General features: G+C 44.0%; 19 protein-coding genes and 2 pseudogenes. 17 read left to right on the forward strand and 4 right to left on the reverse strand.

Features of this window, described 5'->3' with window-relative positions:
* Positions 1-2 precede the first annotated feature (2 nt).
* The 9 genes and pseudogenes from ptsP to QWZ07_RS25100 all read left to right on the forward strand — a co-directional run.
* Positions 3-1,886: pseudogene (gene ptsP, locus QWZ07_RS25060) on the forward strand (phosphoenolpyruvate--protein phosphotransferase); the annotation flags it as partial.
* A gap of 112 nt (positions 1,887-1,998) precedes the next feature.
* Positions 1,999-2,436: an IS200/IS605 family transposase gene (gene tnpA, locus QWZ07_RS25065; protein ID WP_192854767.1), complete on the forward strand. Its 438-nt coding sequence runs from the start codon at positions 1,999-2,001 to the stop codon at positions 2,434-2,436.
* Between the two features lie 59 nt (positions 2,437-2,495).
* A pseudogene (locus tag QWZ07_RS25070) lies at positions 2,496-2,873 on the forward strand (putative PEP-binding protein); the annotation flags it as partial.
* 8 nt (positions 2,874-2,881) lie between these two features.
* Entirely contained in the window at positions 2,882-3,673 is a 792-nt protein-coding gene (locus tag QWZ07_RS25075; RefSeq protein ID WP_065105635.1) for a sulfite exporter TauE/SafE family protein, read from the forward strand.
* Between the two features lie 88 nt (positions 3,674-3,761).
* Complete coding sequence (gene lgt, locus QWZ07_RS25080) at positions 3,762-4,583, forward strand: prolipoprotein diacylglyceryl transferase (protein ID WP_017106781.1); 822 nt, start codon at positions 3,762-3,764, stop codon at positions 4,581-4,583.
* Between the two features lie 9 nt (positions 4,584-4,592).
* A complete protein-coding gene (locus tag QWZ07_RS25085; protein WP_102485502.1) occupies positions 4,593-5,444 on the forward strand; it encodes a thymidylate synthase in 852 nt (283 codons plus the stop codon).
* Between the two features lie 168 nt (positions 5,445-5,612).
* The gene (gene tnpA / locus QWZ07_RS25090; protein WP_192854767.1) at positions 5,613-6,050 is read left to right on the forward strand and encodes an IS200/IS605 family transposase; all 438 of its coding nucleotides are present in this window, start codon (positions 5,613-5,615) and stop codon (positions 6,048-6,050) included.
* 139 nt (positions 6,051-6,189) lie between these two features.
* Entirely contained in the window at positions 6,190-7,584 is a 1,395-nt protein-coding gene (locus tag QWZ07_RS25095; RefSeq protein WP_192854071.1) for a winged helix-turn-helix domain-containing protein, read from the forward strand.
* Between the two features lie 217 nt (positions 7,585-7,801).
* Positions 7,802-8,278 (forward strand): hypothetical protein, encoded by a 477-nt coding sequence (locus tag QWZ07_RS25100; protein WP_102314691.1) that lies wholly within the window; start codon positions 7,802-7,804, stop codon positions 8,276-8,278.
* A 284-nt stretch (positions 8,279-8,562) separates the two neighbouring features.
* Here QWZ07_RS25100 and QWZ07_RS25105 read toward each other — a convergent pair whose 3' ends face one another.
* On the reverse strand, positions 8,563-9,708 hold the full coding sequence (locus QWZ07_RS25105; protein ID WP_017102996.1) for a Na/Pi symporter: 1,146 nt from the start codon (positions 9,706-9,708) through the stop codon (positions 8,563-8,565).
* A gap of 389 nt (positions 9,709-10,097) precedes the next feature.
* Between QWZ07_RS25105 and nhaR the strand changes: the two genes are divergently transcribed.
* Complete coding sequence (nhaR, locus tag QWZ07_RS25110) at positions 10,098-10,988, forward strand: transcriptional activator NhaR (protein ID WP_065113193.1); 891 nt, start codon at positions 10,098-10,100, stop codon at positions 10,986-10,988.
* A gap of 101 nt (positions 10,989-11,089) precedes the next feature.
* On the forward strand, positions 11,090-11,383 hold the full coding sequence (locus QWZ07_RS25115; RefSeq protein ID WP_009848443.1) for an ArsR/SmtB family transcription factor: 294 nt from the start codon (positions 11,090-11,092) through the stop codon (positions 11,381-11,383).
* Between the two features lie 206 nt (positions 11,384-11,589).
* On the opposite strand, the gene rpsT is transcribed toward QWZ07_RS25115, so the two are convergent.
* Positions 11,590-11,850, reverse strand: coding sequence for a 30S ribosomal protein S20 (gene rpsT, locus QWZ07_RS25120; protein WP_012603273.1), 261 nt, complete (start codon positions 11,848-11,850; stop codon positions 11,590-11,592).
* 250 nt (positions 11,851-12,100) lie between these two features.
* Here rpsT and murJ point away from each other — a divergent pair, with 250 nt between their 5' ends.
* The 6 genes from murJ (at position 12,101) to ispH (ending at position 19,983) form a co-directional block, all read left to right on the forward strand.
* Complete coding sequence (gene murJ, locus QWZ07_RS25125) at positions 12,101-13,663, forward strand: murein biosynthesis integral membrane protein MurJ (protein ID WP_032501129.1); 1,563 nt, start codon at positions 12,101-12,103, stop codon at positions 13,661-13,663.
* A 70-nt stretch (positions 13,664-13,733) separates the two neighbouring features.
* The gene (ribF, locus tag QWZ07_RS25130) at positions 13,734-14,669 is read left to right on the forward strand and encodes a bifunctional riboflavin kinase/FAD synthetase (RefSeq protein WP_192854072.1); all 936 of its coding nucleotides are present in this window, start codon (positions 13,734-13,736) and stop codon (positions 14,667-14,669) included.
* A 63-nt stretch (positions 14,670-14,732) separates the two neighbouring features.
* Positions 14,733-17,591 carry an isoleucine--tRNA ligase gene (gene ileS, locus QWZ07_RS25135; protein ID WP_065105639.1) on the forward strand — a complete coding sequence of 953 codons (2,859 nt, stop codon included), beginning with the start codon at positions 14,733-14,735 and terminating at the stop codon, positions 17,589-17,591.
* Positions 17,592-17,752: 161 nt separating this feature from the next.
* Positions 17,753-18,253, forward strand: coding sequence for a signal peptidase II (gene lspA / locus QWZ07_RS25140; RefSeq protein ID WP_004735054.1), 501 nt, complete (start codon positions 17,753-17,755; stop codon positions 18,251-18,253).
* A gap of 194 nt (positions 18,254-18,447) precedes the next feature.
* Positions 18,448-18,879, forward strand: a complete 432-nt coding sequence (gene fkpB, locus QWZ07_RS25145; protein WP_017080268.1) for an FKBP-type peptidyl-prolyl cis-trans isomerase — start codon at positions 18,448-18,450, stop codon at positions 18,877-18,879.
* Positions 18,880-19,026: 147 nt separating this feature from the next.
* A complete protein-coding gene (ispH, locus tag QWZ07_RS25150) occupies positions 19,027-19,983 on the forward strand; it encodes a 4-hydroxy-3-methylbut-2-enyl diphosphate reductase (RefSeq protein ID WP_029222310.1) in 957 nt (318 codons plus the stop codon).
* A gap of 140 nt (positions 19,984-20,123) precedes the next feature.
* Here ispH and btsR read toward each other — a convergent pair whose 3' ends face one another.
* Both btsR and QWZ07_RS25160 read right to left on the reverse strand, forming a co-directional pair.
* On the reverse strand, positions 20,124-20,855 hold the full coding sequence (gene btsR, locus QWZ07_RS25155; RefSeq protein WP_017106772.1) for a two-component system response regulator BtsR: 732 nt from the start codon (positions 20,853-20,855) through the stop codon (positions 20,124-20,126).
* 105 nt (positions 20,856-20,960) lie between these two features.
* Positions 20,961-22,631, reverse strand: coding sequence for a sensor histidine kinase (locus QWZ07_RS25160; RefSeq protein ID WP_192854073.1), 1,671 nt, complete (start codon positions 22,629-22,631; stop codon positions 20,961-20,963).
* Positions 22,632-22,775: the final 144 nt, after the last annotated feature.

Below are 22,775 nucleotides of genomic sequence, written 5' to 3' on the forward strand. Positions count from 1 at the left end.
GCATGCTCAGCCAACTAAGGGAAATAGTTGAACACGTATCAAGAGTTGAAGATGTGTCGACGGCTCTTGATATTTTGGTGAAAGAGACATGCAGTGCGATGCAGACAGAGTGCTGCACCGTGTATCTAGCGAATAATGATATGCAGCGCCTTGAGTTGATGGCAACTCAAGGCCTGATCTTTGAAGGGAATAGTATTCAGATTGGTTTTGACGAAGGCTTAGTTGGTCTTGTCAAAAGAAGTGCTGAACCTATTAACCTTGCACAGGCATCTGCTCACCCAGCTTATAAGTTTTTTCCAGAACTAGGAGAAAGTGTTTATCACTCTTTTCTAGGCACTCCGATTATCCATCGCAAGCAAGTGCTTGGCGTTTTGGTTATTCAACAGAAATCCCCTCGTTTATTCAGTGAGATGGAAGAGTCTTTCCTTGTCACTCTCTCTGCTCAACTTGCGGTTATTGTGGCGCATGCCCAAACTCAAGGCCATTGGCTTCTTGAGCAACAGAAGCTACCTGCGACCAAGGGTATTGCTGCATCATCGGGCGTTGCGATCGGTGATTTATGGTGGGACAACACCCAGCCTGAATTAACCGATGTTTATCCAGCATCGACGCTCAATGTTGAAAGAGAGCATGAGTTGTTGGCTGTTGCCGTCGAAAATGCCCTCAATGACTTTAAGCGCATGCGAAAGCGTTTAGACAGTGAAATCAATAAAGATGCGTTGGCGATCTTTGATCTGTTTACTCACTTACTCAACGATCCGATGTTGCGTAAGGATCTGAAGAGTCAAATCCAGAAAGGCGATAAAGCCGATTGGGCATTAAGACAGGTTGTTGAGAGCTACTCGAATCGCTTTGCCCGTATGTCTGATGTCTACCTTCGAGAGAGGGCGCAAGACATTCGCGAGTTGGGTCAAAGGCTGCTTTATTTCCTTCACAACTCAGAGCACGAACTGCGGACTCTAGATAAACCGATTATCTTGGTGGTACGTGAGTTAACGGCTTCTGTTTTAGCGTCGATTCCTAAAGAGAAGTTATTAGCTGTCGTTTCCTTGGAAGGGGCGGCGAACTCGCACGCGGCTATTTTATCTCGCGCGTTAGGCATTCCCTCGGTAATGGGGGTAAACCTCAACCTAGCTCAAGCCAATGGCAAACAAGCGATTGTCGATGGTTACAGCGGTGAGATCTTTATTGAGCCGACTCAGAGCCTACTGAGCGAATACCAAGGGCTAATTCTAGAAGAGAGTGAACTCTCCTCTATGGTTAACCGAGAATTATACTTACCTGCAAAAACCCAAGATGACCGACAGGTCGAGATCTTGCTTAATGCGGGCTTAAGTGCCGACACCAATATTGCGATCAACCAAGGGGTGGATGGCGTAGGCCTGTATCGAACAGAAATCTCTTTCTTGTTACAACAAAGGTTCCCGTCAGAAGACGAACAGTTCAAGCAGTATCGTTCTGTGCTCGCGAGTTATCCAGAGAAGCAAGTTGTGATGCGAACCTTGGATATTGGTGGCGATAAGGCGTTACCTTACTTCCCAATAGAAGAAGACAATCCATTCCTTGGCTGGCGTGGTATTCGTTTTACCCTTGATCATCCCGACATCTTTATTATCCAATTGCGTGCGATGTTACGTGCGAGTTGTGATAGCCAGAACTTGAGTATCTTGTTGCCGATGATCTCTAGCACTCAAGAACTGGATGATACTGTTCAACTCATTGAGCAAGCCTATGACGAAGTGCACGAGCTTGATAACCGAGTGCGTATGCCTCGTATCGGTATCATGATTGAAGTGCCATCCATGCTTTACCTTCTTCCGCTTATTGCGGATAAAGTTGATTTCGTTTCGGTGGGTACCAATGACTTAACTCAATATTTATTGGCTCCTCAAAACCACCGCCTAGGGCGGTGGTGATTGTTCCTTGAGGCTATAGCCTGAAGAAGTGCCCATGTTAGAAGTAACCTCTTATTCACCACAAGTAAGAGGAAACAACCACATGGGCGATTACAGAAGTTCATCACATGTCTATTGGCGTTGCAAATACCATATAGTTTGGACTCCAAAGTACAGATATAAGATTTTGAAAGATAAGGTAGGAAAGGAGCTTTATCGTTCAATCTATATTTTGTGCAATATGAAAGACTGCGAAGTTTTAGAATTAAATGTTCAACCAGATCATGTTCATCTTGTTGTCATTATTCCTCCCAAGTTATCAGTATCGAGTTTGTTAGGAGTTTTAAAAGGCCGAACAGCAATTCGACTTTTCAATAGATTCCCACATATACGTAAGAAATTATGGGGAAATCACTTTTGGGCTAGAGGGTATTTTGTAGATACGGTCGGTGTGAATGAAGAAGTCATTCGGCGATATGTACGACACCAAGATAAGCAGGACATAGAGTATGAACAACAATTACAGTTATTGAAGAACTGATAGCGCGGACGCCCCCTTTTAGGGGGTTATAAAGCAAAACCGCCTTCTAAGAAGGCGGATATTTTTTGGCGGTTGACCGGAACAATTCCCGCGTATCTGATGTCTATGAATCCATGCACCCTGCAGTGATCATGGCATTGAAACACATCCATGATACTTGTAAGCAATATCAATTGCCTGTGTGTATATGTGGAGAGCTCGCGGGTGATCCAATGGGCGCATTGCTCTTGATTGGATTAGGGTATGAGACGTTAAGTATGAATACCTCAAATGTCGCAAGGACTAAGTATTTGATTCGTCAATCTAAGCTTAGTGAACTGCAAGATTTGGCAAATGAGGCGCTATCAAAACCGTATGGAAGTGACATCTATAGTATGATGCTCAACTATTTCGAAGAGCGTGAATTTACAGGCTTCATTCGAGCGGGTAAAAAATAGGATTTAACGTGTCATACGAACTCATTGGCTTGTTGGCAGGCCTTGGTGCTGTTGTTGGTGTTTTAGCGGGTTTGCTGGGCATTGGTGGTGGTTTGCTGGTGGTTCCAGCCTTGCTGTTTTTGCTTCCTAAAGCGGGTATTCCTCAAGAGTTTGCAATGCAGATGGCGTTAGCGACTTCGTTATCAACCATTATTGTTACCTCCGGATCTTCTGCGATTAATCACCTAAAGCTAGGCAACGTCGAGATCTTTGTTGTGAAGTGGCTGATGCCTGGAGTGGTGGTTGGTGGCTTCCTAGGTTCTTTCATCGCAGACGTTATTCCCGCGCAATATCTGCCGAAGGTATTTGGTGTGATTGTCTTGGTATTGGCATTGCAGATGCTGCTATCCATTCGTTCAACAAGCCAAAAAGTAATGCCTAGTTCGGCAAAGACGATGATGTATGGCGGCGGAATTGGTGTGGTATCGAGCTTAGCGGGTATTGGCGGAGGGTCTTTATCTGTGCCTTTCCTGAATCATCACGGTGTGGAAATGCGCAAAGCCGTAGGTTCATCTTCAGTATGTGGTTGTGTCATTGCGATTTCAGGGATGCTTGGATTCATTTGGCATGGTTCATCGGTTAACGATTTGCCCGCTTTCAGTTTAGGCTACGTGTATCTACCCGCTCTGGTTGCGATATCTTGTACGTCAGTGTTGACCACTCGAATTGGCGCTAAGTTGGCGACTCAACTGCCAACGCCAGTGTTGAAAAAATTCTTTGCGGTATTTTTAATGTTTATAGCATCGATGATGCTGCTGTAGTGTATTTCTCCGTTGGTTGTTTTGCTGAGTTGCTTAATTTCAGTGAAGCAGTTAACCCATTGTTTATTATTTAGATAGAGAGCCAAGTATGTCTCAGGGTTTTATCGAATTCCCAAATATCGATCCTGTTCTTATTGAATTAGGACCAATCTCAGTTCGTTGGTATGGCCTAATGTACCTGGTCGGTTTTATGTTCGCGCTTTGGTTAGCAAATCGCCGAGCTGATCAACCTGGTAGCGGTTGGACTCGAGAGCAAGTGTCAGATTTACTGTTTGCTGGCTTTCTAGGTGTGGTGCTTGGTGGCCGTATTGGCTACGTAATTTTCTACAACTTTGACCTATTCCTCGCAGATCCTCTTTACCTCTTTAAGGTATGGACTGGCGGTATGTCTTTCCACGGTGGTTTGCTTGGTGTTATCACTGCGATGTTCTGGTATGCCAAAAAGAACGGTCGAACCTTCTTTGGTGTCGCAGACATGATTGCACCATTGGTGCCATTTGGTTTAGGTATGGGACGTATGGGTAACTTCATGAACAGCGAGCTTTGGGGCCGTGTGACTGATGTTCCATGGGCGATCGTGTTCCCTAATGGTGGTCCACTTCCTCGCCACCCATCTCAGCTTTATGAAATGGCGCTTGAAGGTATTGTGCTGTTCTTCATCTTGAACTGGTTCATCAAAAAGCCGCGTCCTCTAGGTTCTGTATCAGGGTTATTCCTAGCAGGATATGGTACATTCCGCTTCCTAGTTGAATATGTACGTGAACCTGATGCTCAACTTGGCTTGTTCGGTGGGTTTATCTCGATGGGACAAATCCTATCACTGCCAATGGTTATTGTCGGTGCGCTGATGATGGTTTGGGCATACAAGCGTGGTCACTACAAAGACGAATTACCACAACAAACGAAGTAAGGAATTGGTGTGAAACAGTATTTAGATCTCTGTCAGCGTATCGTTGATGACGGTACTTGGATTGAAAATGAACGCACGGGCAAGCGCTGCCTAACCGTGATCAATGCTGACCTTGAATATGATGTTGGTAATAACCAATTCCCACTGGTAACAACGCGTAAGAGCTTTTGGAAAGCGGCAGTTGCTGAACTGCTTGGCTATATCCGTGGTTACGATAATGCTGAAGATTTTCGCAAGCTAGGAACTAAAACTTGGGATGCGAATTCGAACCTGAACGAGGCATGGCTGAATAACCCTTACCGTAAGGGTGAAGACGACATGGGCCGTGTTTACGGTGTTCAAGGACGTGCATGGGCGAAACCTGATGGCGGTCATATCGACCAACTGAAGAAGATTGTTGATGATCTAACTAACGGTATTGATGACCGCGGTGAGATCTTAAACTTCTACAACCCAGGCGAGTTCCATATGGGTTGTTTGCGTCCGTGTATGTACAGCCACCACTTCTCTCTGCTTGGTGACACTCTGTACCTAAACAGTACTCAGCGCTCTTGTGACGTACCTTTAGGTTTGAATTTCAATATGGTTCAAGTGTATGTGTTCCTCGCTATCATGGCGCAGATCACCGGCAAGAAAGCGGGTGTGGCTTATCACAAGCTTGTTAACGCTCATATCTATGAAGATCAACTTGCACCAATGCGTGATGTTCAGTTGAAGCGTGAGCCTCTAGCTGGCCCTACATTCCATATCAATCCTGAAATTAAGTCTCTAGAAGATTTAGAAACGTGGGTAACGATGGATGACTTCTGGGTTGAAGATTACGAATGCCACGAAGCGATTAAGTACCCGTTCTCGGTGTAATTTAATCCGTTTTCTTTGATTGAAAGGCTGCCTCTGTGCAGCCTTTTTTATTGGCTCCTCAAAACCACCGCCTAGGGCGGTGGTGATTGTTCCTTGAGGCTATAGCCTGAAGAAGTGCCCATGTTAGAAGTAACCTCTTATTCACCACAAGTAAGAGGAAACAACCACATGGGCGATTACAGAAGTTCATCACATGTCTATTGGCGTTGCAAATACCATATAGTTTGGACTCCAAAGTACAGATATAAGATTTTGAAAGATAAGGTAGGAAAGGAGCTTTATCGTTCAATCTATATTTTGTGCAATATGAAAGACTGCGAAGTTTTAGAATTAAATGTTCAACCAGATCATGTTCATCTTGTTGTCATTATTCCTCCCAAGTTATCAGTATCGAGTTTGTTAGGAGTTTTAAAAGGCCGAACAGCAATTCGACTTTTCAATAGATTCCCACATATACGTAAGAAATTATGGGGAAATCACTTTTGGGCTAGAGGGTATTTTGTAGATACGGTCGGTGTGAATGAAGAAGTCATTCGGCGATATGTACGACACCAAGATAAGCAGGACATAGAGTATGAACAACAATTACAGTTATTGAAGAACTGATAGCGCGGACGCCCCCTTTTAGGGGGTTATAAAGCAAAACCGCCTTCTAAGAAGGCGGATATTTTTTTCTGATGCTTGGCTTGCTTACTATTTGTAAAACCAATAACCTTGAGTGGTCTTTTCTAACTACAGAACTACTATGACTCGCTCGCATTGCTTTGTATTGCAACACGACTTTCCTGTTGCTTTCTACCCTGATAAAAATCAGTTAGTGGTTGATAGTGAAGCGATTCATTTAGAGCCATTACAGGCAAAGTTACTCAGTTATTTCATCGAAAATCGCGGGCAAGTAGTGAGCACTCAGCAGATAGCTGCTGATGTGTGGCAAAGAACTCAAGTGTCTGACAATTTGGTCAGACAGGTCATCAGTTTACTGCGCAGTCAGCTTCAGGATAAATCACGTCCATATCGCATTATTCAGACTATTCCTAAGCAAGGTTACCTGTTCGATGTTGAGGTGACTCAGCCGAGCGTTGAACCAACTCCCGTCGAGAGTGTCTCTCAACCTGAACCTAAAGCTCTTGTCGCTAAGTCCAAAAAGAAAACCATCGCACTGATTACAACCGCAGTATTCTCGATTGGCTTGATTGCAACTTGGGCATGGCAAAGCGATATCCCAGCCAATGACGCTACGGTTATTTCTGCTCATCAAAGTGATGTGATTCCCGTTTATATCCATGACATAACACTCGATTCTGCGAATGATTATGAGATGTCAGAAAGTGTCTATAACTACCTTTTCTACGGGTTGAACTCGGCTAAAAACTTATCGGGTTACCATTTCTCTCAGCTTGCTAAGCAGAGTAAGCAATCACTTGCTGACAAGGGTGTTGAGCTTAAAAGCTGGCTGAAACAGAAGGATGACAGTTATGTACTGAGCGTGCTTGTGCAAAACAATCGCCAACTCAATCAAAACCAGAAAGTAGAAAAAACCTTTAGCCAAGATAGCTTTTTTGATGCTATTGGAGATGTCATTCTTGAGATCAAAGCCATTATTGCGCCAATGAATGCAGAGTATGGAGTGGCAAGCCATCGAGTGACTTCTATTGATAACTATGAAGATTGGAAGGTTATCTCTGAGGGAATATCTCTTTTTTACCAAGGTAAAGGTGGTCAGCCATTTTCGGATATCGCTACTCAATTGGAAACGATTCAAGAGCAAGGGCGAGATAATTATCTGGTTAATGCTTTACTGTCGTATTCGGAATCTCTGGCTTACTTACAAGGCCATGAACAGGAAGATCGAGAACAAGCGTTACTATTGGCAAAGCAAGCTTTCGAGATGAACCCACGTTGTGATATCGCTAATCTTACGTTGGGTCTTGCATTGTTAATTAACCAACATGCTAACCAAGCTTTCCCTTACCTCTCTTACGCTGCTGAAAGTACACCGAGCCCTATCAGCTTTTATCTGCTCAGCGTGGCTGACAAGCTGTCGGACAACCCAAAAGGTTCGCAATACAACTATCAACGCTATACCGAAGTGAAAAAAGAGCATAACGGTCAACTGTTTGATCTTATTGAATCTTTATAAAAAATAAACCTTTCCTAAACCATGAAATGCGTTTTCAAACGAAGGTGTTTCGTGAGAGCTGATGGCTACGGTATTTCCGTAAGGTTTCCTTGTGCTAACAGGCTTCTCAACATGTTTGATTATTGTTTGGACTTAGGCTCGATTGCCTTGCATCAAGCGTAAAAACATCGACTTTCACATACTGGTCACCAAATCATTTACTATTTGGGGTATACACATGTTGAAGAAGTTTGCTTTTCAGATCATTCCAATTCAGATCTTCTTATTCGTCTTTTGGTTCAAAAATGGCTTTATCGATAAAGTGATGGGCGTGCTACTTGGCTTCATTACACCCGATACCGCTTATTCGGGTGACACTTGGGCTGGCTGGAAAGGCTATATTGTCGGCACTTGGGATAAGAGCCAAGTCGGTCATGTTTTACTGAGCCCTACGTTCGATTTTATGTTTCCTATTCTGATTGCTTTGCAATGTTTACCATTTTTATTGGTACTTCGCTCGGTGATCGCTGGTGAATTCATGGCTGGTAAAGAACGCCCGTGGTTACTCTATGCGGCTTTTTCTTCTCTATTCGTGACAAGTTGTATGGCTTTCACTCAAACCATCACTGGCGCAAGCGATGGGCAATATTTGTGGCAGTTTATCGGTTTTAGCATGGTGGCCATTATGTACCTGCGTAATGAGCAAGGTAAGTAAGCGTTTTTAGATGCGAGATAAGGGTAGATAGAAGCGAGTAAACGGGATACGAAGATCAAAAGCCCGTCATTCCCTAGACTGACGAAGGAAGGAGTAGGGAATCTCTGGGTGTTGTGTTAGGTAGATTCCCTATCACGCTCGTTCCTCGCTGTAGGGAATGACGGTTTTTATCTGCTTTTGCTTTTCGTCACTCGCTACTCGAATCTCGCATCTTTGTCTTTCAAAAAAGAAAAAGCCCGCAACCTAGGTTGCGGGCTTTGCTATAAGCGATGTTTGTTTTGCTATTAAGCAGTCAGTGCTAACACGCTACCTGGCAGTACAAGGAATACCGCAACAAGATAACCAGCCACTACAGCTTTGTTTTTCACTGCCATGTCTGAAATGATATCAGCTGCTTTCACTGGTAGTTCACGTAGGAACGGAATACCAAAGATGAATACCGTTGCCATGATGTTGAACACCAAGTGTACTAGAGCAATCTGTAGTGCGAATACTGCGAACTCACCAGATACTGCTGTCGCTGCTAATAGCGCGGTAATACACGTACCGATGTTTGCACCCAAAGTGAATGGGTAAACGTCACGTACTTTAAGAACACCTGAACCAACTAGTGGAACCATCAAGCTTGTTGTCGTTGAAGAAGACTGAACAAGAATAGTAACGATAGAGCCAGAAGCGATACCGTGGATAGGACCACGACCGATTGCGTTCTTTAGAATCTCACGAGCACGGCCAACCATTAGGCTCTTCATTAGCTTACCCATTACCGTGATAGCTACGAAGATAGTCGCGATACCTAGAACGATAAGCATAACCCCACCAACAGTGTCGCCAAACGTTGATAGTGGTTCTTTAATCGCACTTACAACAGGCTTAGTGATTGGCTTGATGAAGTTAAGACCACCCATGCTCATATCACCTGTTGCTAGCATCGGTGATACTAACCAGTGAGAAATTTTCTCTAGAATACCAAACGCCATCTCTAGTGGTAGGAAGATAGCAACGGCTAATAGGTTAAAGAAGTCGTGAATCGTCGCACTTGCGAATGCACGTTTGAATTCATCTTTACAACGAACATGACCAAGGCTAACTAGCGTATTGGTTACCGTAGTACCAATGTTTGCACCCATGATCATAGGGATTGCTAGCTCAACAGGTAAACCACCGGCCACAAGGCCAACGATAATTGAAGTAACTGTACTTGATGATTGAATAAGTGCTGTAGCCACTAAGCCAATCATTAAGCCTGCAACTGGGTGGGAAGCAAATTCGAAAAGAACCTTTGCTTGCTCGCCTGTTGCCCATTTGAAGCCTGTACCAACCATTGAAACTGAAAGTAATAGTAGGTAAAGCATGAATGCCAAGTTAGCCCAGCGTAGCCAACGAGTTGTGCTCGAGATAGGCGCTGCTGCAGTAGTAGCTTGGTTCATAATGTTTTCTCCATTGGACCGTTTAAGTCTGTGTTTGGTCTGTTTGTTTAATCTGAGCGTGATGTTAGAGAACAAATATTTCAGTAATATTACATTTTGGTTTAGGTGAGACTTTTTTGTGATGATTTGCTCTTTAAATATTCCACTAGCTAATGTGGTTGTTTTAAGTTGCTGTTTTTAATTGGTTTTTAATGATTTCTCTATAGGTGATATAGATCTTAAAAGTTAGAGAAAAATTGAAAATAATCGCCCAAATATTACATTATGAAATCACACACTTCGAAAAAATAAGTGGTAATGACGATTTAAGTTAGGTTTTTCCGAGTTTGTTGAGTGGGCGTGTCATATTTGATATAAAAGGTTATCAACTCTTTTAATACGGCACACTTATGTCGCACCTCAACTATAACCATCTTTATTACTTCTGGATGGTTTGCAAACAAGGCTCTGTTACTAAAGCCGCAGAAGCTCTGTTTTTAACGCCACAAACCGTAACGGGTCAGATAAAAGCGTTAGAAGAACGTATGGATGGCAAGCTAACAAAGCGTAATGGTCGCAGTGTTGAGCCGACAGAGCTTGGGCAGTTGGTATTTAAGTATGCCGATCGTATGTTTGGCCTGAGCTACGAAATGCTAGATATCGTGAATTATAGCCAGCACTCCAATATTCTGTTTGATGTGGGTGTTGCGGATGCACTGTCCAAAAGATTAGTCAGTAAGATATTGATGTCGACTATCCCACCCGATAACAGCATTCATTTACGCTGTTTTGAGTCGACCCATGAAATGCTACTCGAGCAACTGTCTCAGCATAAGCTCGATATGATTCTTTCAGACTGCCCTGTCGATTCAAGCCAAAGCCCAGGCCTTTTCAGTAAAAAACTGGGTGAGAGTGGAATGAGTTTTTTCTGTTCTGGCAAAGTTGAAGGGATTAGTTTTCCCGCTGTGTTAGAAGAAAGGAAGCTTTTGATCCCTGGAAGTCGAACTTCTATGGGGCGAAAAGTACTGCAATGGTTTGATCGACAAGGTTTAAAACCCGATATTTTGGGCGAATTTGATGATGTTGCTTTGATGAAAGCTTTTGCGCGTTATCACCATGATGCCATTTTCCTTGCTCCCACTCTTTATATGTCTGAAGTGGAAGAAGACACCTCTTTGCAACTTTTGTGTGATATTGAAGAGTTAAAAGAAGAGTACTACGTCATATTTGCTGAACGGATGATCCAACATCCAGCAGTAAAAAACGTATGTGACGCAGATTTTAGTAAATTGTTCGAATGAGTTAGTTTGTTAATGAATTGATATCGATTATCATATCCAAGCAATATGCCGTAAATATTGATTGCCCGTAGTTGGCGTAATAGGTCGTTGGGAGCCAGACTATGAACTTAAAAGAGATGGAGAAGAACTCGGCGCAGGCCGTTATTCTACTCAAAGCCATGGCCAACGAGCGACGTTTACAGATCTTGTGCTTATTGCATGGCACAGAACTGTCGGTCGGGGAGTTATGTGGCAAGTTGGAATTGAGTCAATCAGCGTTATCTCAGCATCTTGCTTGGTTGAGAAGAGATGGCTTAGTCGAAACTCGTAAAGAAGCTCAGACGGTGTATTACACATTGAGCAGTGAAGAAGTAAAAGCGATGATTAACCTACTGCATGGTATGTACTGCAAGTAGCTTATTGCTGGTGGATTAGCTCATTTCCTATCAGAAATAAGATAGGCACAAGGAAGTGTCGCTATTTATTAGTGAGGCTTAAGAACCATTATTAGCTAGGCTTAAACAGCTATTAGTAAGACTTCGAGATGTGTTCGCCAAATTTCAGATATAAAAAAACCGGCCGAGGCCGGTTTTTTTCGTTTTGCGTTGTAATCAAATTTCTATTAAAGAGCTTTGATTGCAGCAGCGAAACGAGACTTATGACGTGCAGCTTTATTCTTATGAATAAGGCCTTTAGTCGCCATGCGGTCTAGAAGAGGTGTAACTTCTACAAGAGCAGCAGTTGCAGCTTCTTTATTGCCAGCTTCAATAGCTGCAATAGTTTTTTTCATGTAAGTGCGCATCATAGAACGACGGCTAGCATTGTGCTGGCGACGTTTCTCAGCTTGGATAGCGCGCTTCTTAGCAGATTTACTGTTTGCCAAGGTCTAACTCCCAAAAACTTAGTTCGGTGACAATTTAAGGGCGAGGACTATCCCTCATAGGCGCTTAATTGTCAAATGATTTGTGCAAAAACCAATCTCAGCCAAACAAATTTTGGTATGGAAAGGTCATCGCGGTTAAGATGGCGGGGATTCTAACAGCATTTTTAGACCAATGCTAATAATTATGCTTCTTAGGATAGGATAGTATTTATCCTTGATTGAAAGTAATCAACCAGTGTCAGAGGTTTGTGTGAGTAAACGACTATTAAAGTCAGGGCTGATTGTCAGTGTAATGACTTTTGTTTCCCGTGTCTTGGGGCTAGTACGTGATGTCGTAGTAGCAAACTTAATGGGGGCAGGAGCAAGTGCAGACGTATTTTTCTTCGCCAATAAAATTCCTAATTTTTTACGTCGGCTGTTTGCCGAAGGTGCTTTTTCTCAAGCCTTTGTACCAGTATTAACGGAATATCACGCCGCAGGTGATAAAGATAAAACTCGAGACTTGATAGCAAAGGTGTCCGGTACTCTTGGGGTATTGGTTTCTATTGTTACGGTGCTTGGGGTATTAGGCTCTGGGGTTATCACCGCAATGTTCGGTGCGGGTTGGTTTATTGATTGGCTTAATGACGGCCCCTCGGCGCCTAAGTTTGAACTCGCCAGCCTAATGCTGAAAATTACTTTTCCTTATTTATGGTTCATTACGTTTGTCGCTTTATCAGGTGCAATCCTTAATACCATGGGCAAATTTGCGGTTTCGTCATTTACGCCTGTGTTCTTGAACGTAATGATCATTGCTTGTGCTTGGTTTCTTGCTCCTAATTTAGAACAACCTGAAATTGGTTTATCCATCGGCGTTTTTCTTGGAGGCTTAGTTCAATTCCTGTTCCAAATGCCTTTCTTGATTAAAGCGGGAGTACTGGTTAAGCCTAAATGGGGTTGGAGAGATCCGGGCGTGGTTAAGATCCGCACGTTAATGATCCCTGCTTTGTTTGGTGTCTCAGTGAGTCAAATCAACTTGTTGTTCGATACCTTTATTGCCAGCTTTCTAGCAACGGGCTCTATCAGTTGGTTGTATTACTCGGATCGACTATTAGAATTCCCACTCGGTTTGTTTGGTATCGCCATTGCGACGGTTATTCTTCCTGCTTTATCCCGTAAGCACGTTGATGCCGAAGGTGAAGGGTTTGCTCATACCATGGACTGGGGGGTGCGCATGGTACTGCTGCTCGGCATTCCTGCGATGTTCGGCCTTATTGTGTTAGCAAAACCGATGCTGATGGTGCTGTTTATGCGCGGAGAGTTTTCTCCCCATGATGTTAATCAGGCTTCCATGTCTTTAGTGGCGTACGCTTCAGGTTTGCTGAATTTCATGCTTATTAAAGTATTGGCTCCCGGCTATTACTCTCGTCAAGACACTAAAACACCAGTTAAGTACGGCATCATTGCGATGGTGACTAACATGGTGTTCAACGCAATCTTCGCTTATTTCTATGGTTATGTTGGTTTGGCAATCGCAACGGCGTTGTCTGCGTTCGTGAACATGACTCTGCTTTATCGTGGTTTGCATCTAGCGGGTGTTTATCGTTTAACCAAGACTACATTGTTGTTTAGCCTTAAATTATTGATCTCAGGTACGGTAATGATTGGCGTGATTTTATGGCAGCTAGACAATATGCAATTGTGGCTTGATTGGGGCTTTAACCAAAGAGCGTTGACACTAACAGGGTTGATCGCACTTGGCGCCTTTGCTTATATTGTGTCGATACTGGTTTTAGGTATCCGAGTAAAACATTTAAAAGCAGCGACAGATTAATACTGATTAGTATATAATCCGTCGGTTTCACACAATAAATGATGCAAATAACAGGTTTTAGCTGATCACAATGGAACTGATCCGAGGTATACACAATATTAAAGCGCAGCATCATAGCTGTGTATTAACCATAGGTAACTTCGATGGTGTTCATTTAGGGCATCAAGAGGTTCTGAGTCAGGTTTCTAAACAAGCTGCAGCATTAGGGCTCCCTTCTGTTGTCATGACGTTTGAGCCGCAACCTATGGAGTTGTTTGCCAAAGGTAAAGCACCAGCACGTTTAACTCGCTTACGAGATAAATACGTGCAACTGAGTAAGCTAGATATCAGTCGTTTATTGTGTGTGAATTTTAATCAGTATTTTGCAAGCTTGTCGGCGGAAGCGTTCATTAAAGACCTTTTGGTTGATAAGCTTGGCGTGAAATTCTTGGTTGTCGGTGACGATTTTTGCTTCGGTAAGGGTCGTACTGGTAATTTCGCTATGCTTCAAGAAGCGGGCGAGAAGTATGGTTTTGAGGTGGTGAGCACCCAGAGCTATTGCTTAAACCAATTACGAGTAAGCAGTACTGAGATACGAAATGCGTTAGCGGCCAATGACTTGGCTTCTAGTGCTACCATGCTAGGGCGTGACTACAGTATCAGTGGTCGTGTTTCTCATGGTCGTAAACTAGGGAGAACTATCGGTTTCCCTACCGCTAATATTCCATTAAAGCGTTGTGTGTCTCCTGTTTCGGGAGTGTATGTTGTTGAAGCATTAGATATCGACGGTGTGCCTGTCGGTGGTGTTGCTAATATTGGACAACGACCAACGGTTAATGGTGTAAGGCAGCAATTAGAAGTGCATTTTTTTGACTTTAAAGCCAATTTATATGGTAAACAGTTAGAAGTACGACTTTTGCACAAACTGCGCGACGAGATAAAATTTGAATCGTTCGACGCATTAAAGAATCAAATAGAATTGGATGCTGAAGCCGCAAGGGTGTGGCTGCTTCAGCTAAAGAATTAGTCGGATGATTCCACCGATTAACATAATGTCTAACTTCGCCCAATATAACGGAATTAAGAATCGATGAGTGATTATAAAGATACCCTGAACTTACCAGAAACAGGGTTCCCAATGCGTGGCAATCTGGCAAATCGTGAACCAGAAATGCTTAAGCGTTGGTACAAAGAAGACCTTTACGGTGAAATCCGTAAGGCAAAGAAAGGTAAAAAATCTTTCGTGCTGCATGACGGCCCTCCATACGCGAACGGCGACATTCACATTGGCCACGCGCTGAACAAGATTCTTAAAGACATTATTATCAAATCTAAGACCCTTTCTGGTTTTGATGCACCGTACATCCCAGGTTGGGACTGTCACGGTCTTCCAATCGAGTTGATGGTTGAGAAGAAGAAAGGTAAGCCTGGTCAGAAGATTTCGGCTGCTGAATTCCGCGAAGAATGTCGTAAGTACGCTGCGGGTCAAGTTGAAGGTCAGAAAGAGAGCTTCAAACGTCTTGGTATCATGGGCGAGTGGGACAAACCTTACCGCACTATGGATTTCGGCACAGAAGCGAACATCATTCGTTCTCTAGGTAAAATCGCAGACAAAGGTCACCTACTTAAAGGTTTCAAACCTGTTCACTGGTGTACTGACTGTGGTTCTGCTCTGGCTGAAGCTGAAGTTGAATACAAAGATAAAGTTTCTCCATCTATCGATGTGAAATTTTCTGCAGCTGACGAAGCGGCTCTACTAGAGAAATTTACTCTAGCGGAAGGCCACGCTGGTCAAGGCGAAATCTCTATCGTTATCTGGACGACAACACCATGGACTCTGCCTGCTAACCGCGCAGTATGTCTACGTGATGATCTTGAATACGTATTGATCCAAGTTGAAGCGAATGGCGAACAGCCTGCTCAACGTATTATTGTTGCTTCTGAACTAGCAAAAGACGTAATGGATCGTGCGGGTATCGAGCGTTTCCATAACCTTGGTTTTGCGACTGGTGCTGATCTTGAGCTTTCTCAGTTCAACCATCCGTTCTACAACTTTACGGTTCCTGCTGTTCTTGGCGATCACGTAACAACTGATTCTGGTACTGGTGTGGTTCATACCGCTCCTGGTCACGGTCAAGAGGATTTCGTGGTTGGTAAGAAATACAACCTAGAAATCGCTAACCCAGTAGGCTCTAACGGCGTTTACCTGCCAGACACTGAGCTTTTTGCTGGTCAGCATGTATTCAAAGCGAACGATTCTGTTTTAGACGTTCTAAAAGAGAAAGGTGCACTATTGCATCACCACGCTTACGAGCACAGCTACCCACATTGTTGGAGACACAAAACTCCAATCATCTTCCGTGCAACACCACAATGGTTCATCTCTATGGATCAAGCTGGCCTACGTGCAAAAGCACTAGAGTCAACGAAGAGTGTTGAATGGATGCCAGAATGGGGTCAAAGCCGTATCGAAGGTATGATCGAAGGTCGCCCTGAGTGGTGTATCTCTCGTCAACGTACTTGGGGTGTGCCAATTGCTCTGTTCGTTCATAAAGAAACATCAGAACTTCACCCAGATAGCCCAGCACTTATTGAAAAAGTAGCGAAGCTTGTGGAAGAAAAAGGCATTCAAGCTTGGTGGGATGTAGATGCTGCTGAACTGATGGGTGCTGAAGACGCTGACAAATACGAGAAAGTACTTGATACGCTAGACGTATGGTTCGACTCAGGTGTAACGCACTTCTCTGTTGTGGATTCTCGTGAAGAGTACAACTTCCCGAATGAAGAAAGAACGCACAGTGCTGATCTTTACCTTGAAGGTTCTGACCAACACCGTGGCTGGTTCCAGTCTTCTTTGATTTCATCTATCGCGATGAAAGACGAAGCACCATACAAGCAAGTGCTAACGCACGGTTTCGTGGTTGATGGTAACGGCCGTAAGATGTCTAAATCTATCGGTAACGTTGTTGCTCCTAAAGATGTAACGAACAAGCTAGGCGCCGATATTCTACGTCTATGGGTTGCTTCTACGGATTACACTAACGAAGTTGCGGTTTCTGACGAGATCCTTAAGCGTTCTGCTGATGCATACCGTCGTATTCGTAACACGGCTCGTTTCTTCCTAGCGAACTTGAACGGTTTCAACCCTGAAACTGACCTAGTTCCTGCTGAAGAAATGGTAGCACTTGATCGCTGGGCTGTTGGCCGTGCTCAAGCTGCACAAGAAGAGATCGTTAAAGCATACGGTGAGTACAACACTCACGGTGTAACTCAACGTCTAATGCAGTTCTGTTCTATCGAAATGGGTTCTTTCTACCTAGACGTAATTAAAGACCGTCAGTACACAGCGAAACAGGGCAGCCATGCTCAACGTAGCTGTCAAACGGCGCTTTACTACATCGTAGAAGCTCTAGTTCGTTGGATGGCTCCTATCATGTCGTTTACTGCAGATGAGATCTGGAACGAGATGCCTGGCGAGCGCGACACGTTTGTATTCACAGGCGAGTGGTTCGAAGGCCTATTTGGTCTTGCTGACGACGAAGAGCTAAGCAACGAATTCTGGACTGAAATCCAGTCAGTTCGTGGCGCAGTGAACAAGCTTCTTGAAGATGCTCGTAAAGAGAAAACAATCGGTGGTGCACTGCAGGCTGAAGTTACTCTATACGCTGACGATGCACTAGCGGCTAAAATCAACAAGCTAGAAGATGAGCTACGTTTCGTACTTATCACTTCTGCTGCGGTTGTTAAGCCACTTAGCGATAAGTCTGATACAGCTCAAGCGACAGACGTTGAAGGTCTATACGTTGAAGTTGCAGCAACTGAAGCTGAGAAGTGTGACCGTTGCTGGCACCACACTCCAGATGTAGGCACAATTGAAGGTCACGAGAAAATTTGTGGTCGTTGTGTGTCGAACATTGACGGTGAAGGCGAAGTGCGTAAGTTCGCATAACGACTCAGAGAAAGACTGAACTTTTTGTAAAAATCATAGCCCCAGTATCAACTGGGGTTATTTTTAATTATAGGAAATGTGTTTAACCAAGCTGACTTCTCGTGTTCATTCTTGAGAGTGGATAATGAGATGATTTGACTGAGTAGATACTAGGAATAGAAATGAGTGAAGTTTCGTTAAAACAATCTGGTGTTCGTTGGTTATGGCTGGCTTTGCTGGTGTTCCTTGCTGATATCGGCATCAAACTCTTTGTCATGGACAACATGGGTTATGGCTGGGCAAACCGTATTGAGGTGTTGCCATTCTTTAACTTTTTGTATGTTCATAACTATGGTGCGGCATTTAGCTTTCTGAGTGATCAGAGCGGCTGGCAGCGTTGGTTATTTACGGGTATCGCATTTGCGGTAACGGGTATGCTGACATACTGGATGAGTAAACTACCTGCTGCAGAAAAGTGGAATAACATTGCTTATGCGATCATCATTGGTGGCGCGGTAGGTAACGTGTTCGACCGTGTTGTACATGGTTTTGTGGTTGATTACCTAGACTTCTACTGGGGTACTTACCATTGGCCTGCATTCAACTTGGCTGATATGGGGATCTGTATCGGTGCTGCGATGATCATCTTGGATGGCTTCCGCAAGAAAGATGAAAGCAAATAGGCTACTCAAGCATTAATGAGTATTAAGTAAATCGCTTTGAAATAGATTGCCCTAAAGTCAGTCTATGACTCACAGAATAGAATAGCCCTAAGCGCTGTCGGTTGATTCCGACGGCGCTTTTTTTTATGCTTCAATCAACAAGGAAGCAAAGCACAATGCGTCCTCAAATAATAAAGAAATCTAAGGAAAGTAACGTGGCAGCAATTAAAAATGATTCAGCAGTAACTCTACATTTTACGATTAAAATGAAGGATGGTTCAGTTGCCGATAGCACCGAAAATATGGGCAAGCCCGCTAAGTTCGTTATGGGTGATGGTAGCCTAAGCGAAAACTTCGAAGCGTGTTTGCTTGGGCTTGAAGCTGGGACGGAAAAGTCTATCGAACTGAAAGCACAAGATGCGTTTGGTATGCCTAACCCAGACCATATCCACCACATGGATAAAGCAAAGTTTGCTGGTGGTACTGATGTTGAAGTCGGTACTATCATGGCGTTCTCTGGCCCTGACGGTATGGAGATCCCGGGTATTATCACTGATATTGCAGGTGATTCAGTGACCGTTGATTTTAATCACCCATTAGCAGGCCAAGACGTTACGTTTGACGTCAACATCTTAGCGGTGGAATAACGATAGAATAGCTGTCTTCACGCTAGAACAAGATAGCCTTACAGCTGTGATGTCACCCGAAGCTTCACTGTCTAGGCGCTTCACTGTAGAATGCGAACCTCGCTGACAGCGAACTCTATAGAAACAACCTTAGTACCGCGGTAAATGATGAGCAATGAAATGAAAATAATGTTAGCTAACCCTCGTGGCTTTTGTGCTGGTGTCGATCGTGCGATCAGCATCGTAGAACGCGCACTCGAAATGTATCAGCCACCGATCTATGTTCGCCATGAAGTGGTGCACAACCGCTTTGTTGTTGAGGGGCTCAAGCAGCGTGGTGCTATTTTTGTCGAAGAACTGAGTGAAGTGCCAGACGACAACATCGTGATCTTCTCTGCTCACGGTGTCTCTCAAGCGGTTCGTAAAGAAGCGAAAGAGCGTGAACTCACGGTATTTGATGCAACATGTCCATTGGTAACCAAAGTACACATGGAAGTTGCTCGTGCGAGCCGCAAGCATATGGAAGTGGTACTGATTGGTCACGCGGGTCACCCTGAAGTGGAAGGCACTATGGGTCAGTACGCTAGCCAAACTGGCGGTATGTATTTGGTTGAGAAGCCAGAGGACGTACAGAACCTAGTGGTAAATGATCCAAGCAACTTGCATTACGTTAGCCAAACCACGCTGTCAGTTGATGAAACTGCGGATGTGATTGAAGAGTTACGTCGCGTGTTCCCTGAGATCCAAGGGCCACGTAAAGATGACATTTGCTACGCAACACAAAACCGTCAAGACGCAATTCGCGAGATGGCCGGTGATGTTGATGTTGTGATTGTTGTCGGTTCTAAGAACTCATCGAATTCAACACGTTTGAAAGAGCTGGCTGAGAAGCTAGGCACGCCAGGTTACCTAACCGATTGTCCTGAAGACATTCAAACAGAATGGGTTGAAGGCAAAAAGAAAATTGGTGTGACAGCGGGTGCTTCAGCGCCTGAAGAGCTAGTAAACCAAATCTTAGATCGTATTCGTGAGTTGGGCGCAACTGAAGTTGAAGAGATTCAAGGCCGTGAAGAGAACATGTTCTTCGAAGTACCAAAAGAGCTGCAGATTAAGCAAGTCGACTAATCTCTATTGATTGGTGACACCATCGATTTTTGATACTAGCGATTAGTAAACACTATCGATTTGTAAATAGCAGGAAGCCAACGTTGATGCGTTGGCTTTTTTGATCGAGCTTTGGAACAAGGCATCGAACTTCTAACGCGTTATTGGAGACCGAGTTGCTCTTTTAAAGTTTTTAAGTAACGGCGACTGACAGGCACTTCAAAGCCTGTCAGGGTAATGATCTCAGCTAATCCATTCTCTAACAATTTGATCTCTTGGATCGATTTTATGTTGATCAAATATTGGCGATGACAGCGGATCAAATCGGTCTTTTCTTCTAGGATCTTCAGGGTTAACTGTGAAGTGGCGGTTTGTGATGAACTACGAACATGCACACCGCTGATATCTGAATAAGCGCACTCGACCGTTTGGCTTGCCATGATCACTATGCGGTTGTGACCAATGCACGGGATTTGCTCTAAGTGGCAGGGAGCAATCGCTGAGATGTTTTGTTCTGGCGCTTTCTGGTTCTGCTTGATGACCTTATTCAGACGACAAACACTCTTGTTTAATCGACAAGGTTCAACTGGCTTGAGTAGGTAATCAAAGGCATTGTCTTCAAAGGCTTGAATCGCATATTGGTCGTAGGCGGTGACGAACACCACGTAAGGCATGGTGTCTGGGTCAAGCATGCTTAACAGTTCGATACCGGTAACCTGCGGCATTTGGATATCCAAATACACCACATCCGGCTTGAGAAGGTTGATCTGTTTCAGTCCTTCGATCGCGTTACTCGCTTGGCCAATGATTTCTACTTCACCGGTTTCAGTCAGTAGCTCAATCAGCTCTTCGCGAGCAAAAAGTTCATCATCGACAACTAATGCCTTTAACATCCTACAATCTTCATCTTGATTCTATCTCTGCTTGATTCACGTTTATCTTCTAAATGTCAGCTTCTAATTGTTCCAACTCGGAGTTATTCGTCTCCGAAAACCCTACTATTTTAGTATAGGTATGATAAAGCTCATTCGAGTAAATTGCTGTGGTTGAGATTCTATTTTTAGTGCTGAATCTTGTCCAAAGAAATTAGTGAGCCGTTTATCAACAATCTCCATGCCTAATCCAACGTGATCTTGAGATGGCTTTTGATAATTGCCCGCGTTGTCTTCAACGATTAACTTGAATCCACCCTCGAAAGCCTCGCTATAGATCTTCACTTTGCCGCCTTCCAGCATGTTAGAAATCCCATGCTTGATGGCGTTTTCGACCAGTGGTTGCAAGGTAAAGCTCGGAAGTTGCGACTCATACAGTTGTGGGTCGATATCCCACTCCACTTCCAATCGGTCAGTAAAACGTGCCTTTTCAATGGTTAGATAAGCGTTAACATGTGCCAGTTCGTCTTTGAGTTTCACAGTGTTAATGTTTTGCTTCAGGTTACTTCTAAAGAAGTGAGACAGATGCTGAATAAGCTCTCGTGCTTTATCAGGGTCACGACGTGTAACGGCACTGATGGTATTGAGTGCATTAAACAAGAAGTGAGGGTTAACTTGAGCGTGCAGCAGTTTGATTTCAGCTTGGGTAAGTAGTGTCTGTTGCTGCTGATAGTTACTGAATAGGATCTGACTCGACAATAGCTGAGCGATACCTTCACCCATCGACATGTTGATGGTCGAGAATAGCTTTAACTTTGGCTCATACAGCTTGATGGTACCGACCACTTCATTACCCGCGCGCAGTGGAATAATAAGCGCAGAGCCTAATTTACAATCTTGCGATAGAGAACATTGGAACGGGTTCTCTTTGCCATCGAGGTAGATGATGTCGTTCTGTTCCATCGAGGTAAGCGTGCTTTGCGATGAAATCGGAGTGTTAGGTATGTGGTGTTCATCGCCAATGCCGACGAACGCGAGAATTTTCTCTCGGTCGGTAATCGCCACCGCACCAACATTGGTCTCTTCGTAAACGATACGTACGATTTTTTGTGCGTTATCGGAATTAAACCCACCATGCAGAATACCCACCGAACGTTCGGCAATGGTTAATGCGCGTCGAGAGAAGGTTGCAGAATATTTTTCGAAGATGGTTTTACGGTCTTGGATGATGCTCATGAACAGTGCTGCACCCACAGAGTTTGCGATGATCATTGGCGCGGCAATATCAGAAACCAGAGCGTAGGATTGCTCGAACGGTTTCGCGACGGCAAGCAAGATGATCATATGAATGATTTCAGCAAACAGGGTTACAGAGAACACCACCAGAGGATTAAACAGTTGGCTGGCTTTGTTTTTTCTCACGAGATAAACGTGTAATAGGCCGCCAATCAAGCCTTCTGCTGTGGTGGAAATCGCGCAAGCTAGATCGGTGAATCCACCCAAAGAGTAACGATGGATACCGCCAGTAAAACCGACCGCAAAGCCGACAACCGGGCCACCAAACAAGCCACCCATGACTGCTCCCATCGCTCGGGTGTTGGCGATGGCATCATTGATCTGTAAGCCAAAGTAGGTGCCCATAATACAGAACAGGGAAAACAGAACGTAGCAGCTGATTTTATGACTTAAGCGCGAAGAGATGCTCAACAAAGGGAGAATCAATGGGGTTTTACTTAGCATGTAAGCAATCACTAAGTAGACACAGGTTTGTTGCAGCAGAGAGAGAATGAGTTCCATATTTTCACCTATTGAGACGCTTGTTAAGTGTAAAGCTCATTGCTTGGTAACGGTAGCTTTGCTTGTCTTTTCATGGGTTATATCGAATGACTTTGGTTTCCCAAGGTCGAGAAACTAATATTTAGAAATAACAAAGCCCATCAC

The sequence above is a fragment of the Vibrio lentus genome (assembly GCF_030409755.1).
Taxonomy (GTDB): Bacteria; Pseudomonadota; Gammaproteobacteria; order Enterobacterales; family Vibrionaceae; genus Vibrio; species Vibrio lentus.

What these genes read in the sequence shown, in the direction of transcription:
- lspA (WP_004735054.1), top strand. Translation starts at nt 17,753, where the DNA reads ATGAGTGAAGTTTCGTTAAAACAATCTGGTGTTCGTTGGTTATGGCTG.
- tnpA (WP_192854767.1), top strand. Translation starts at nt 5,613, where the DNA reads ATGGGCGATTACAGAAGTTCATCACATGTCTATTGGCGTTGCAAATAC.
- ispH (WP_029222310.1), top strand. Translation starts at nt 19,027, where the DNA reads ATGAGCAATGAAATGAAAATAATGTTAGCTAACCCTCGTGGCTTTTGT.
- tnpA (WP_192854767.1), top strand. Translation starts at nt 1,999, where the DNA reads ATGGGCGATTACAGAAGTTCATCACATGTCTATTGGCGTTGCAAATAC.
- btsR (WP_017106772.1), bottom strand. Translation starts at nt 20,855, where the DNA reads ATGTTAAAGGCATTAGTTGTCGATGATGAACTTTTTGCTCGCGAAGAG.
- lgt (WP_017106781.1), top strand. Translation starts at nt 3,762, where the DNA reads ATGTCTCAGGGTTTTATCGAATTCCCAAATATCGATCCTGTTCTTATT.
- ribF (WP_192854072.1), top strand. Translation starts at nt 13,734, where the DNA reads ATGGAACTGATCCGAGGTATACACAATATTAAAGCGCAGCATCATAGC.
- ileS (WP_065105639.1), top strand. Translation starts at nt 14,733, where the DNA reads ATGAGTGATTATAAAGATACCCTGAACTTACCAGAAACAGGGTTCCCA.
- QWZ07_RS25115 (WP_009848443.1), top strand. Translation starts at nt 11,090, where the DNA reads ATGAACTTAAAAGAGATGGAGAAGAACTCGGCGCAGGCCGTTATTCTA.
- nhaR (WP_065113193.1), top strand. Translation starts at nt 10,098, where the DNA reads ATGTCGCACCTCAACTATAACCATCTTTATTACTTCTGGATGGTTTGC.
- QWZ07_RS25105 (WP_017102996.1), bottom strand. Translation starts at nt 9,708, where the DNA reads ATGAACCAAGCTACTACTGCAGCAGCGCCTATCTCGAGCACAACTCGT.
- QWZ07_RS25160 (WP_192854073.1), bottom strand. Translation starts at nt 22,631, where the DNA reads ATGGAACTCATTCTCTCTCTGCTGCAACAAACCTGTGTCTACTTAGTG.
- QWZ07_RS25100 (WP_102314691.1), top strand. Translation starts at nt 7,802, where the DNA reads ATGTTGAAGAAGTTTGCTTTTCAGATCATTCCAATTCAGATCTTCTTA.
- QWZ07_RS25095 (WP_192854071.1), top strand. Translation starts at nt 6,190, where the DNA reads ATGACTCGCTCGCATTGCTTTGTATTGCAACACGACTTTCCTGTTGCT.